This window comes from Kocuria sp. CPCC 205231 (assembly GCF_040980965.1).
Taxonomy (GTDB): Bacteria; Actinomycetota; Actinomycetes; order Actinomycetales; family Micrococcaceae; genus Kocuria; species Kocuria rosea.
The window spans coordinates 65,843-78,303 of the sequence record NZ_JAVKPP010000006.1 but is presented as its reverse complement, the minus strand read 5'-3'; the positions used below and the strand labels follow the sequence as shown (position 1 = coordinate 78,303).

Here is a 12,461-nt window from a genome sequence, read left to right as displayed (position 1 = left end):
GGTGCGCTCGGGGAGGGACAATGGAGACGGGCCGCCCCGTCGTCGTGGGGCGGATGAAGGAGACTGACCATGAGTTCGAGGACGGCCGAGCGCGCCGACCACGGCACCGCCGCCCGGCCGGGCGACCGGGGGATCGACCCCTGGTGGCTCGCGGCCGTGCCCCTCGTGGCCCTCGCGGCGCTCATCGCGGCGATGCTGTGGACCGGCTCCGGCGCGGCCCGGCTCGCCGCCGACCCCGGGGCGCTGGTCCGCTGGGGGCTGCCCGCCGCGGAGCTCGTGCACAACGGCGCGCTGGTGGTGGTCATGGGGGCCCTGCTGTTCGCGGTGGGCGTCGTGCCGACCACCGTCGACGGGCGCCGCCGGGGCACCCGGGACCGCGCCGCGGCCCCCGAGCACCCGCTGTTCCGCCACACCCTGCGCCTCGCCGAGGCCGCGGCCGTGGTCTGGACCGTGGCCGCCGTGGCCGTGCTCGTCCTGTCCTACTCCGACGTCGCGGGCGTGCCCGTGGGCGGGGACGGGACCTACACCCAGCAGCTGCTGCACTACACCACGGACATCCCCACCGGACAGGCCCAGGCGGCGATCGTCGTGGTGGCCGCCGTCGTGACCACCCTGGTCTTCGGCATCCGGGCGCTGCTCGGGCTGCTGCTCACCCTGGCCCTGTCCTGCGCGGCCCTCGTCGCCATGGCCCTCAACGGGCACTCCGCCGGCGGCAACGACCACATGGGCGCCGTCAACTCCCTGGGCCTGCACCTGCTGGGCGCGGGGCTGTGGACGGGAGGGCTCGTGGTGCTCGCCTGGCTCTCCCCGCAGCTGAGCGCCCCGGACGCCGGCACCGGCACGCTCCCCGAGGGCGCCGCCCGGGGCCGTCCGTCCGCCGGCCCGCGGCGGCGGGTGCCGATCGCGGCCGTGGTCCTGCGCCGCTTCTCCGCGGTCGCCCTCGGCGCCTTCCTCCTCGTCCTGCTCTCCGGGACGGTCAACGCGGCCGTGCGCATCGGCTCCTGGGAGCAGCTCTTCAGCGGCTACGGGTGGCTCGTGCTGGTCAAGTTCGTCCTCACGCTGGGTCTGGGCCTGGCGGGCCTCGCGCACCGCCGGTGGCTGGTGCCCGCGCTCGAGGCCGGCCGGCTCACGGCCCGCCGCGCCGTGTGGCAGCTCGTGCTCGGGGAGCTGCTGGTGATGGGCGCCGTCATGGGCGTCGCCGTGGCCCTGTCCCGGACCGCCCCGCCGGTGCCCGAGGAGATCGCCCCGGACGCCTCCCCGGCGCTGATCCTCACCTGGTACGAGCTGCCGCCCGAGCCCACCGCGGCCTCGTGGTTCACCACGTGGCGCGTCGACTGGCTGTGGCTCGCGGTCTGCGTGTTCCTCGCGGCCGTCTACCTGTGGGCGTTCGTGCGCGTGCGCCGGCGCCGGGACTCCTGGTCCGTGCTGCGCACCCTCTCGTGGCTCACCGGGGTCGGGGTGCTGTTCTTCATCACCTCGGGCGGGTTCGCCGTCTACGGCCGGGTCCTGTTCTCGGCGCACATGGTCGAGCACATGGCACTGACCATGGTCGTGCCGATCTTCCTGGTCCTGGGCGCGCCGGTCACCCTGCTGCTCAAGGCCCTGGAGTCCCGCCCGGACGGCACCCGCGGGCCCCGCGAGTGGATCCTGCGGCTCGTGCACTCCGGGTTCGGCAGGGTCGTGACGCACCCGATCTTCGCGGCCGTGAACTTCGCCGGCTCCATCGTGCTCTTCTACTTCACCCCGCTGTTCCACTTCACCCTGCACTACCACGTGGGCCACGTGTTCATGGTCGTGCACTTCCTGATCACCGGGTACCTGTTCATGCTGGTGCTGATCGGCACGGACCCCATCCCGTACCGCCCCGGCCACATGATGCGCCTGGTCCTGCTGCTGGCCACGATGGTCTACCACGCCTTCGTGGGGGTCGCCCTCATGGGCTCCGACACCCTGCTGCAGGCCTCCTGGTTCGGCAACACCGGCCGGGACTGGGGCCGCACCGCGATCGAGGACCAGCAGCTCGGCGGGGCCCTCATGTGGGGGATCGGCGAGTTCCCCACCGTCGTCGTCGCCGTCGTCGTCGCGATCATGTGGGCGATCGAGGGCACCAAGGAGAACCGCCGTGCGGACCGCAAGGCCGACCGCACGGACGACGCCGAGCTCAAGGCCTACAACGAGATGATGGCCGGGCTCGCCGAGCGCGACGACCGCGCCGCCCGGCCCTGAGCACCGTCCCGCCCGTCCCGCCGCCCGTCCCGCCCTGGTCCACCCCGTCCTGCTCCGCCCCGAAAGGATCCCCCTCCATGCGCCTCACCTCCCGCGTCCGCGCCTCCGAGCTGCAGGGCCGTGCCTGGCTCAACACCGGCGGCAGGGACCTCGACCTCGCCGCGCTGCGCGGCAAGGTCGTGGTCCTGGACTTCTGGTCCTTCTGCTGCATCAACTGCCTGCACGTGCTCGACGAGCTGCGCCCCCTCGAGGAGCGCTTCTCCGACGTCCTCGTCACGGTGGGCGTGCACTCCCCGAAGTTCGAGCACGAGGCCGACCCGGACGCGCTCGCGGCCGCCGTGGACCGCTACGAGGTCCACCACCCCGTGCTCGACGACCCCGAGCTGACCACCTGGGACGCCTACACGGCCCGCGCGTGGCCCACGCTCGTGGTGGTGGACCCGGAGGGCTACATCGTGGCGCACCTCTCGGGGGAGGGCCACGTGCAGGGCCTCGTCACCCTCGTGGAGGAGCTCGTGGCCGAGCACGAGGCCCGGGGCACCCTGCACCGCGGCGACGGGCCGTACGTGCCCCGGCCGGCGCCCGAGGGGGACCTCCGCTTCCCGGGCAAGGTGCTGCCGCTGCCGGACGGCTCGTTCCTGGTCTCCGACACGGGCCACCACCGCCTGGTCCAGCTCGACAACGACCTCGAGACCGTCCGGCGGGTGATCGGCGCGGGCAAGGGTCACGCGGACGGCGACCCGGGGACCGCGCGCTTCACCGAGCCCCAGGGGCTCACGCTGCTGCCCGAGGAGGTGCGCGCGGCCGCCGGCTACGACGTGGTCGTGGCGGACTCCGTCAACCACCGGCTCCGGGGCGTGGACCTCGCCACGGGGCAGGTGCGCACGGTGGCCGGCAGCGGGGTGCAGCGGCTGCTCGACGAGGAGCGCGCGCGGGGGGCGGAGCCGAACCACATCGACCCCGAGGCCGACCCGCTGGAGGTCGCGCTGTCCTCCCCGTGGGACGTCGTGTGGTCCGCGCGGGCCGACCGGCTCGTGGTGGCCATGGCGGGCACCCACCAGCTGTTCTCGTTCGACCCCCGGACCGGCCGGCTCGCCGTGCTCGCGGGCACGGGGGACGAGGGGCTCAAGGACGGGTCCGGCGCCGAGGCGTGGTTCGCGCAGTCCTCGGGGCTCGCGGAGGACCACGAGGGCAACGTGTGGATCGCCGACTCGGAGACCTCCGCCCTGCGCGTGCTCCGGTTCGACGACGACGGGGCCGTCGCGGTCGAGACCGCCGTGGGCGAGGGGCTGTTCGACTTCGGCTTCCGCGACGGCGACGCCGGCGGGGCCCGCCTGCAGCACTGCCTCGGCGTGGCTCAGCTGCCCGACGGCTCGGTGGCCGTGGCGGACACCTACAACGGCGCCGTGCGCCACTACGACCCCCGGACCCGGCAGGTGGCCACGCTGGCCCGCGGCCTGGCCGAGCCCTCCGACGTGCTGCTGGACGTCTCGGGGGAGGAGCCGCTGCTCGTCGTCGTCGAGGCCAACGCCCACCGCCTGGTGCGCGTGCCGATCCCCGCCGCCGCCCAGCGCGTCGACGAGGGGGCGTCGCGGACCCAGCGGGCCCGCACCAGGCTCGCCCCGGGCGCGCTCGCGGTCGAGGTGCGCTTCGCGGCGCCGACCGGGCAGAAGCTCGACGACCGGTGGGGGGACCCGACGCAGCTGAGGATCTCGTCCTCCCCCGAGGAGGCGCTGGCCGAGGGCGCCGGCACGGCCCAGGGCCTGCGCCGGCAGCTCGTGCTGGCGGACGGCGTCACCGAGGGCGTGCTGCACATCACCGCGCGCGCCGCGGCGTGCGACGGCGAGCCGGGCGGGGAGATCCCCGACCACGCGGCCTGCCACCTCTACCAGCAGGACTGGGGCATCCCCTTCGTGCTGGACGCCGACGGGGAGAGCGAGCTGGTCCTGGACCTGCGCGGCGTCAACTGAGCGGGCTCAGCCGCGCGGGTCGACCCGCACCGTCGAGCCGTCGATGTCGAGGTCGGCGGCGACCTCGAACGGCACGGTGCGCTCGAGCCGTTCGACGTCGCCGGTGAACAGGTCGAGGGAGTCGAAGGCGATCCGCGCGGTGCCCTGCGCGGGCTCCAGGGCCCAGCCCCGGCCGCCCTCGGCCCCCACGACGATCTCCGGGTCCGGATAGGACTCGATCGTCCACTCCACGTCCCCCGAGACCCGGCCGTCGAACTCGAAGGAGAACGGGCAGCCGGACGGGAAGAGGCTGCCCTGCCCGGCGCAGCCGTCCAGGTGCTCCTTCAGCTGCCGGTCCACCTCCTGCTCGAGGGCCTCGGTCGGCCGGGCCTCCAGGACGATCTCCGCCTGCTGGCCCGGGTCGGTCAGCACGGTGCGCACCGGGTCGGCAGCCACGAGCTCGGACGTGTAGGAGGCCGTGTAGACGCCCGGGAAGAAGGCGGAGAACTCCGCGGAGGACTCCGGCAGGGCCACGGACATGCCGTTCATGTCGACCGAGGTGGCCCCCGGCAGACTGACCGTCACCGTGGGCAGGGGGGTCTCGTCGAACGCCCACACCGTGAAGAAGCCCCACTGGGTGTCCACGGGGTGGAGGGCGAACTCGGAGCTGTGCGGCTCGCCGTCGAGGGTGTAGTCCGCGCGGACCACGGCCCGCTCGCCGTCCTCCGAGACGGTGGAGACCTCCAGGTCCTCGAGGTCCTCGGCCGCGGCCTCGAGCGGGTCGCCGTCCAGCATCGCCGCGTTGGCCTCCGGGACGCGGGCGTTGAGCAGCCCCAGGGCCTCGCCGCCGTCCCCGTCCCGCAGGTCCTCGACGTAGGCCCGGACGTCCGTCTCCGGGCCGTACATGTACTTGTTCACCAGGGCGATGGTGACGGCGGCGGCCGCCACCCCGAGCAGCACGAGGAACAGCCAGGCCCCGAGGGCTTTCAGCACGCGGACGTTGGACTCCATCCGATCACGCTAGCCGATCGCCCCCCGGCCTGCGCGTGCACCGGGCCGGGCGGGGCCCGTCCGGGGGCGCGGTCCGCCCCAGGACGGGTACGCTACGTGCCGCACCCCTTCCCCGCCCGATCGTCCCCCGTCTGGAGCTGACTCCCCATGGCCGACTCCGTCCGCCAGGTCCCCGAGAAGTACGGACCCGTCCGCGCCGTGCTGCGTCCCCGGCTGGGCTCCTACGGCCGGCGCCTGCTCTCCTGCCTGGGCCCGCTGCTGGTGGTCGTGGTGCTCGTGCTGTTCCTCTGGGCGCGGCGCCCGGCCCCCGGCGTGGCGGCGGTGGTGCTCGCGCTGGTGCTCGTCGCCGCCGCCGCGTGCTGGGTCCGGCTGCGTCCCGTCCTGGTCGTCCGCACGGACAGCCACGTCCTGCGCTCCCGCACCGTGGGCTTCGCCGCCACGCCGCTCGCGGAGGTGGAGCACGTCGTCACGGTCGGGGCCCTGCACCGGGCGGCCGGCGCCCCGCGCTCGGACGCCCGCCCCCACCTGTGGGCGGCGGGCCGCTCGGGCCGCCGGGTCCTGGGCCTCGACGGCGCGGTGTGGGACGCCCGCGCCCTCGAGGACGTCGCCGTGGCGCTGGGAGCGCCCCGCACCCACCTCGAGCGCGCGACGGCGCGGGAGGCCGCGGCCCGCTGGCCCCGGCTCGTGCCCTGGGGGCTCCGGCACCCGCGGCTGCGCTCGGCCGCGTCCTCCGCGGGCCTGCTCGCCGTCCTCGCCCTCGTGGGGTGGTTCTCGCTCGGTCTTCCGGGCACCGGCTGAGCCCCCCGGGGCTCGCCGGCTCCTGCGGCGCCCCCGGGCTCCCGTGCACCTGCCGCGCCCCGGACACGCGGGAGCCCGCCGCCCCGGCAGCGGGCGGCGGGCTCCTCGGGCACCGTGCGGAGCGCCTCGTGCTCAGCCGGCGGCGGCCAGCTCCTGGCGGGCCCGCTCGATCTCGGCCTTGCGCTCCTCGACGGCCTCGCGGGTCAGCTCGGCGCCGGCCTCCTCGTCCCGGGTCAGGTTCGCGCCGGTCTCGGGGTCGAAGACGTGCATCCGGCGGGTGTCGACCCAGATCCTGCCCTTCGTCCCCCCGCGGATGCGGGAGGTGGCGTCGAGGGAGACGACGATCTGCGGGTGCATCTCGTCCCCGTCCAGCTCCTGCGCCAGCTCGTCGAGCTTCGCCTTGACCGAGTCGTCCTGCCGGTAGTTGATGTAGCCGTACTGCTCGTTGCCCATCCACTCGGTGTGGGTGAACTCGGTGTCGAAGACGGTGCCGCGGGAGGCGATCGCCTCGTCCACGAACTTGGCGTCGTTGAAGTGCTCGGGGCGCAGGCCGAGCAGCACGATCGACCCGTCCGCGGGCAGCTTCCCGGCGGCCTTCTCGGGGACCGGGATCTCGCCCAGCGGGGTGTCGAACACGCTGCCCTTCACGTGCGCCGGGAGGAAGTTCATCGACGGGGAGCCGATGAACCCCGCCACGAACAGGTTCGCCGGCTGCTCGTAGAGCTCACGGGGCGAGGCGATCTGCTGCAGGATGCCCTTCTTGAGCACCGCCACGCGGTCGCCGAGGGTCATGGCCTCCGTCTGGTCGTGGGTCACGTAGACCGAGGTGATGCCCATCCGGCGCTGGAGCTGGGCGATCTCGGTGCGCATCTGGCCGCGCAGCTTCGCGTCCAGGTTGGACAGGGGCTCGTCGAACAGGAACGCGTCGGCGTCCCGCACGATCGCCCGGCCCATCGCCACGCGCTGGCGCTGGCCGCCGGAGAGGTTGGCCGGCTTGCGCTCGAGGTGGTCGTCGAGGTCCAGGGTCGACGACGCCGTGCGCACCTTGCGGTCGATCTCCTCGTCGGAGAACTTGCCCTTGGACAGCCGCAGCGGGAACGCGATGTTCTCGTACACGGTCAGGTGCGGGTAGAGCGCGTAGTTCTGGAACACCATGGACAGGTTGCGCTCGCGGGGCTCCTTCTCGTTGACCCGCTGGCCGTTGATCAGGAGGTCCCCGGAGGTGATGTCCTCGAGGCCCACGATCATCCGCAGCAGCGTGGACTTGCCGCAGCCGGAGGGCCCCACGAGGATGAGGAACTCGCCGTCGGCGATGTCGATCGACACGTCGTTGACGGCCGGGAAGCCGTCGCCGTACTTCTTGACGAGGTGGTTGAGGGTGATGGATGCCATCTGGGACTCAGTCCTTCGTTCGGTTCGGAAGATGCGGGAGGCGGCGCGGGCTCAGCCCTTGACCGCGCCCTGGGTGAGGCCGGAGACGATCTGGCGCTGGAACAGCAGCACCAGCAGCACCACCGGGATGGTGACGACGATGGCCGCCGCGGAGATCGCGCCCGCCGGGTCCTCGAACTGTGAGGCGCCGGTGAAGAACGCGAGCGCCGCCGGGACGGGCCGGGCCGCCTCGGTGGAGGTGAGGCCGATGCCGTAGACGAAGTCGTTCCACGCGATGAAGAACGCGATGATCGCCGTGGTGAAGACGCCGGGCAGGGCCAGCGGCACGATGACCTTGCGGAACGCCTGCCACGTGGTGGCGCCGTCCACCTGGGCCGCCCGCTCGAGGTCCCACGGGATCTGCTGGAAGAACGCGGTCAGCGTCCAGATGGAGATCGGCAGGGTGAGCGAGAGGTAGGGGATGATCAGGCCGGGCCAGGTGTCGTACAGCCCGATCTGGCGCCACAGGTTGAACAGCGGGGTCACGATCGAGACCACGGGGAACATGGACACCGCCAGGGCGACCGTCAGGATCATCTTCTTGCCCGGGAAGTCCAGCCGGGCGATGGCGTAGGCGCAGAGCGTGGCGAGCACCACGGCCACGGCCGTGGCGATCAGGCAGATGCCGATCGAGTTGATCAGGGAGGGCACGAACAGTTCGCGCGCCTGCCCCACGAAGATCGAGGAGTAGTTCTCCCCGACCCACTGCGTGGGCAGGAACTTCCCGGAGGTCAGGTCCGCGGGCGTCTTGAAGGACGTCATGAGGATCGAGGCGACGGGGAACAGGGCGTAAATGAGGACCAGGACCGTGACGACGCCCCATCCGACCTTCTGCTTGGTGGTCATGGGTTACCTTCCCTTCCCGGCGCCGGCGAGGTCGACCTTGAACACCTTGATGGCGACGAAGGCGATCAGCAGCACGCAGACGAACAGGATCACGGAGATCGCCGAGCCGAGCCCGATCTCCAGTCGGCCGATGGAGGTGCGGTAGGCGAGCAGGGACAGGGTCTCCGTGCCGTACTGCCCCTGGGTCATGATGAAGATGTTGTCGAAGATGCGGAACGCGTCCAGGGCGCGGAACACCACGGCCACCATGATCGCGGCCTTCATGTTGGGCAGGACCACCCGGGACATCCGCTGCCACCACGTGGCGCCGTCGACCCGCGCCGCCTCGGTGTACTCGCTCGGCACCTGGGCCAGGCCGGCGAGCAGCAGGAGCGAGATGAACGGCGTGGTCTTCCAGATCTCGGAGGCCATGATCACGAACAGGGCCGGCCACTGGGACGCGAACCAGTTGAAGTCCGGGCCGATGCCCGGGACCCAGGAGAACCAGTTGTTGATGTAGCCGGTCGTGATGTCGAACGCGTAGAACCAGGCGAACGCGGAGACCACGGTGATGATGCCGTAGGGGACCAGGATCGCGGTGCGCAGCAGCCCCTTGGTGCTGCGGATCGCGTTGTTCATCACGAGCGCCAGGGCGAAGCCGAGGACGAGCTCCACGACCACGGTGACGATCGTGATGAGCACCGTGATCCACAGGTCCCGCCAGAACACCCCGTCGGTGAGGACCGTGGCGTAGTTGCCGAGGAAGACGAACTCCTTCTCCCCGGGGGCGGTGAGCCGGAACGAGAAGAAGGAGTCCCACAGCGCCTGCAGGATCGGGTACATCGTGACCAGCAGCATCACGATGAACGCCGGACCGGCGAGCATCCAGCCGAGCTTGCGCTCCGACCGGGCCCGGTCGGACATCACCGGCTTCGCGCTGCGGCGGCCGGTCACGGGGGCCGGGGAGACCTCCCGGGGCCCGGTGCCGGGGGCGTTGGGGTTGACGACGGTGCTCATAGCAGCCGCTCTCCTCTCAGGACGGACTCGATGAACTCGGCGGTGAGCCGGGGCGTGTCCTCGGTGACGGACGCCGGCGGGGTCCACTCCTGCTGGATGGCGGTGGAGACCTCGTTGTAGAACGGCGTCTGCGGGCGCGGGGCCGCGTTGTCCAGGGACTCGCGGATCGTGGCGTACATCGGGTAGGCCTCCCGGACCTCCGGGTCCTCGTAGGCGGCCTCGGACGCCGCCGGGTTGCCGTTGCTCACGAAGTAGTAGGCCTGGTTCTCGGGCTGGACGATGCACTCGACCGCCTCCCACGCCAGCTCCTGGTGCTCGGACGTGGCGCCCACGCCGATGTTGATCCCGCCCAGCGGGGGAGCGGAGGGCTCGTCCGGGTCCACCCGCGGCCACAGGGCCCAGCCGATGTCCTCGTACACGGACTGGTCGACCGTCCCGCCCTCCACGGCGGCGGCGGTCGCCGCGTAGATGAAGGGCCAGTTGACCATGAAGGAGCCGTCGTCGGACTGGAACTGGATCATCGAGGCGTTCTCGTCGGCGGTCGGCAGGCCGGGGCCGCCGAGCCCGTCCTGGCCGATGGTCCCGACGATCTCGGCCGCCTTCCGGCCGGCGTCGGAGTCCAGGCCGATCGAGATCTCGTCGGAGGGGGCCTCCGGGTTCTCCACGATCGAGCCTCCCGCGGACGCCACGAGGGCGTTCACCCACACGGTCATCGACTCGGCCGACGTGCCCTGCACCCCGAGGTACTTGTCCTGCTCCCGCGCGGCGTCCATGATCTGCTCCCAGGTCACCGGCTCGTCCATGTTCAGACCGGCGGCCTCCGCCACGGACTCCCGGTACCACAGCAGCTGGGTGTTGGCCCAGAACGGCACCGAGACCAGCTCGTCCTTCCACTTCGCGCCCTCGAGGGGCCCCGCCAGGACGTCCTGGGTCGTGGCCTCCTCCACGTCCCCCGGCACGGGGGACAGGAAGCCCGGCTCGGCCAGTTCGGGGATGAAGGGCGGGTCCAGGCTCATGATGTCCATCGAGCTGTCCCCGGCGGCCAGGCGCCGGGCGAGCTGCTCGCGCTGCGACGCGGCGTCGCGCGGGAGCAGCGAGGTCTCGATGTTGTACCGGCCTCCGGACTCCTCGGAGCACTGCTGCGCGAGCTCCGCCTGACCGCCGGCGTCGGGGTTGATGTACCAGGTCAGGGTGGGGGTGGCGCCGGCGTCGGCGTCACCGCACCCCGTCATGAGCAGGGCACCCACGGCACCGAGGGCCGCGGCGGCGCTGAGCCGCCGCCTGCCCGGTGCTCTGTGGGGGTGTGAGGTGGTGGTCAACGGTCGTTCCTCCCCTTCGGCGATGTGGCGGTCCGCGAGGGGCGTCGAGGGGATCCTGTGGGACCCGGTCGGCGGGACGGTCGGCGGCGGGTGCTGCCGGTCGACCACCCCTGCACGGAGCCTTCAGTCTATGAGTGCGCTACCTCACATACCAGTAACCTGACGGTTTGCATCGGTGTGCCGCCGTGGGTCCGGGCGTGTCCCGGTGCGCCCGGCTGTTCCCGCCTTGAACGGCACCGGGTGCGGCCCCGCGCCGGGAGGTTCTGGGGCGCGGCGGGGCGGCTCAGGAGAGCAGCAGGGCCACGACCGCCATGGTCAGCATGGCGACCACCGTGGTGACGAGCACGGTGTCCCGGCACAGCTGCTCCGCCCGGCCGTAGCGCACGGCCGCCACGTAGATGTTCTGGGCGGTCGGCAGCGCCGCCATCACCACCACGGCGTAGAGGAGGTGGCCGTCCAGGCCCAGCACGAACCGGGCGAACAGGAACGCCAGCGCCGGGTGGAGCAGCAGCTTGAGCGTGCTGGCCAGCACCACGTCCCGGCGCGGCCCGGCACCCCGCCGCAGCGGAGAGGCGCCCACCAGGGAGATGCCGAAGGCCATCAGCATCGCCGGGATGGAGGCCCCCGCCACCAGCTCCACGGGCTCGTGCACCACCTCCGGCAGCCGCCACCCGGTGACGGCGAAGAGGATGCCCAGCCCGGAGCCCACGATCATCGGGTTGGTGACCACATTGCCCAGGACGCTGCCGAGGCTGGGGCGGCGGCCGTCGGTGAGGGTGTCCATGACGGTCAGGTAGACGGGGGTGTTGAGCGCCAGCTGGAACAGGATGACGGGGACCACCTGGGACGCGTCCCCGAGCACGAAGACGGCGATCGGGATGCCGAGGTTGGCCGAGTTCACCTGGGAGGCGGCCTGGGCGCCCATCACGGTGCTGGCCGCGTCCCGGCGCAGCACCCACCGGGCGATCCCGGCGTAGACGAGGGTCGTGGCCACGGCGGACACGGCGGCCACCAGCAGCGGCGCGGAGAGGATCTGGGCGATGTCCGCCTCGGAGATGGTGAGGAACAGCAGCGGCGGGCTGGCCACGTAGAAGGCGAACTTGCTCAGCACGAGCTGCCCCTGGGGACCCAGCACGCCCCTCCGGCCCACGGCGTAGCCGGTCAGGATGACGGCCCAGACGATGAAGAACCCCGAGAACACTCCGGTCACGGGACCCTCCCTCGCGCTGCTGCGGGTCCGCGTCCGCGGGCCCATACAGTTCTATCCCATCACCGGCCCGTCCGCGGTCGGGCCGGGGCGGGTCACGCGGCGGGCAGGTCGGCGCGGGCGGCGCTCAGCGTCCGGGAGTGGGGCGGGCGGGCGACGCCGTCGAGCAGGGCCTCGGCGGGATCCGACCCGAGGTCGACGATCCGGTTGTCCGCGTCCACGTGGACCACGGACGGCACGTGGGCGCGCGCCTCGGCGTCGTCCATCTGCGCGTAGCTGATGAGGATGACGAGGTCCCCGGGGTGCACGAGGTGGGCGGCGGCCCCGTTGATCCCGACGACGCCGGAGCCGCGCTCGCCGGCGATCGTGTAGGTCTCCAGCCGCGCGCCGTTGGTGACGTCCACGATGGAGACGAGCTCGCCGGGGAGGATGTCGGCGGCGTCGAGGAGGTCCTGGTCGACGGTGACCGAGCCGACGTAGTGGAGGTCGGCCTGGGTCACGACGGCACGGTGGATCTTGGCCTTGAACATGGTGCGCAGCATGACGGGAGATGTGCTCCTCGTGAGCGGGGTGCGGGTGACGGGCGCGGGGCCCGGGCGGTCGCCCCGGTGCGGATGCGGGGAACGGGGCGCGGGGACATCCTACCGCGCGGTCCCGGGAGACGACGAACGCCCCGGC

The 12,461-nt window shown here is 72.6% G+C and carries 10 protein-coding genes; 3 read left to right on the top strand and 7 right to left on the bottom strand.

Annotation, left to right across the window (positions count from 1 at the left end; translation table 11 throughout):
- The first annotated feature begins 69 nt into the window (after nucleotides 1–69).
- On the top strand, nucleotides 70–2,226 hold the full coding sequence (locus RF640_RS07785) for a cytochrome c oxidase assembly protein (RefSeq protein ID WP_109221688.1): 2,157 nt from the start codon (nucleotides 70–72) through the stop codon (nucleotides 2,224–2,226).
- A 77-nt stretch (nucleotides 2,227–2,303) separates the two neighbouring features.
- Nucleotides 2,304–4,196 (top strand): NHL domain-containing thioredoxin family protein, encoded by a 1,893-nt coding sequence (locus RF640_RS07780; protein WP_095650362.1) that lies wholly within the window; start codon nucleotides 2,304–2,306, stop codon nucleotides 4,194–4,196.
- 6 nt (nucleotides 4,197–4,202) lie between these two features.
- Here RF640_RS07780 and RF640_RS07775 read toward each other — a convergent pair whose 3' ends face one another.
- A complete protein-coding gene (locus tag RF640_RS07775) occupies nucleotides 4,203–5,186 on the bottom strand; it encodes a hypothetical protein (RefSeq protein WP_035928223.1) in 984 nt (327 codons plus the stop codon).
- 147 nt (nucleotides 5,187–5,333) lie between these two features.
- Here RF640_RS07775 and RF640_RS07770 point away from each other — a divergent pair, with 147 nt between their 5' ends.
- Nucleotides 5,334–5,984: a hypothetical protein gene (locus RF640_RS07770; protein WP_035928227.1), complete on the top strand. Its 651-nt coding sequence runs from the start codon at nucleotides 5,334–5,336 to the stop codon at nucleotides 5,982–5,984.
- Between the two features lie 132 nt (nucleotides 5,985–6,116).
- On the opposite strand, the gene RF640_RS07765 is transcribed toward RF640_RS07770, so the two are convergent.
- From RF640_RS07765 to panD, 6 genes are all read right to left on the bottom strand, one after another.
- Nucleotides 6,117–7,376 (bottom strand): ABC transporter ATP-binding protein, encoded by a 1,260-nt coding sequence (locus RF640_RS07765; protein ID WP_017832631.1) that lies wholly within the window; start codon nucleotides 7,374–7,376, stop codon nucleotides 6,117–6,119.
- 51 nt (nucleotides 7,377–7,427) lie between these two features.
- A complete protein-coding gene (locus RF640_RS07760) occupies nucleotides 7,428–8,261 on the bottom strand; it encodes a carbohydrate ABC transporter permease (protein ID WP_017832630.1) in 834 nt (277 codons plus the stop codon).
- A 3-nt stretch (nucleotides 8,262–8,264) separates the two neighbouring features.
- Nucleotides 8,265–9,164 (bottom strand): carbohydrate ABC transporter permease, encoded by a 900-nt coding sequence (locus RF640_RS07755; RefSeq protein WP_170122812.1) that lies wholly within the window; start codon nucleotides 9,162–9,164, stop codon nucleotides 8,265–8,267.
- Nucleotides 9,165–9,253: 89 nt separating this feature from the next.
- Complete coding sequence (locus RF640_RS07750; RefSeq protein WP_109221686.1) at nucleotides 9,254–10,576, bottom strand: extracellular solute-binding protein; 1,323 nt, start codon at nucleotides 10,574–10,576, stop codon at nucleotides 9,254–9,256.
- 283 nt (nucleotides 10,577–10,859) lie between these two features.
- Nucleotides 10,860–11,786 carry an AEC family transporter gene (locus tag RF640_RS07745; RefSeq protein ID WP_109221685.1) on the bottom strand — a complete coding sequence of 309 codons (927 nt, stop codon included), beginning with the start codon at nucleotides 11,784–11,786 and terminating at the stop codon, nucleotides 10,860–10,862.
- Nucleotides 11,787–11,878: 92 nt separating this feature from the next.
- Nucleotides 11,879–12,325: an aspartate 1-decarboxylase gene (gene panD, locus RF640_RS07740; RefSeq protein ID WP_017832626.1), complete on the bottom strand. Its 447-nt coding sequence runs from the start codon at nucleotides 12,323–12,325 to the stop codon at nucleotides 11,879–11,881.
- Nucleotides 12,326–12,461 lie beyond the last annotated feature (136 nt).

Bases quoted from the DNA above. Each gene is read 5' to 3' on its own strand.
- RF640_RS07775 (WP_035928223.1), bottom strand. From the start codon at position 5,186: ATGGAGTCCAACGTCCGCGTGCTGAAAGCCCTCGGGGCCTGGCTGTTC.
- RF640_RS07785 (WP_109221688.1), top strand. From the start codon at position 70: ATGAGTTCGAGGACGGCCGAGCGCGCCGACCACGGCACCGCCGCCCGG.
- RF640_RS07765 (WP_017832631.1), bottom strand. From the start codon at position 7,376: ATGGCATCCATCACCCTCAACCACCTCGTCAAGAAGTACGGCGACGGC.
- RF640_RS07770 (WP_035928227.1), top strand. From the start codon at position 5,334: ATGGCCGACTCCGTCCGCCAGGTCCCCGAGAAGTACGGACCCGTCCGC.
- RF640_RS07755 (WP_170122812.1), bottom strand. From the start codon at position 9,164: ATGTCCGACCGGGCCCGGTCGGAGCGCAAGCTCGGCTGGATGCTCGCC.
- RF640_RS07760 (WP_017832630.1), bottom strand. From the start codon at position 8,261: ATGACCACCAAGCAGAAGGTCGGATGGGGCGTCGTCACGGTCCTGGTC.
- panD (WP_017832626.1), bottom strand. From the start codon at position 12,325: ATGCTGCGCACCATGTTCAAGGCCAAGATCCACCGTGCCGTCGTGACC.
- RF640_RS07780 (WP_095650362.1), top strand. From the start codon at position 2,304: ATGCGCCTCACCTCCCGCGTCCGCGCCTCCGAGCTGCAGGGCCGTGCC.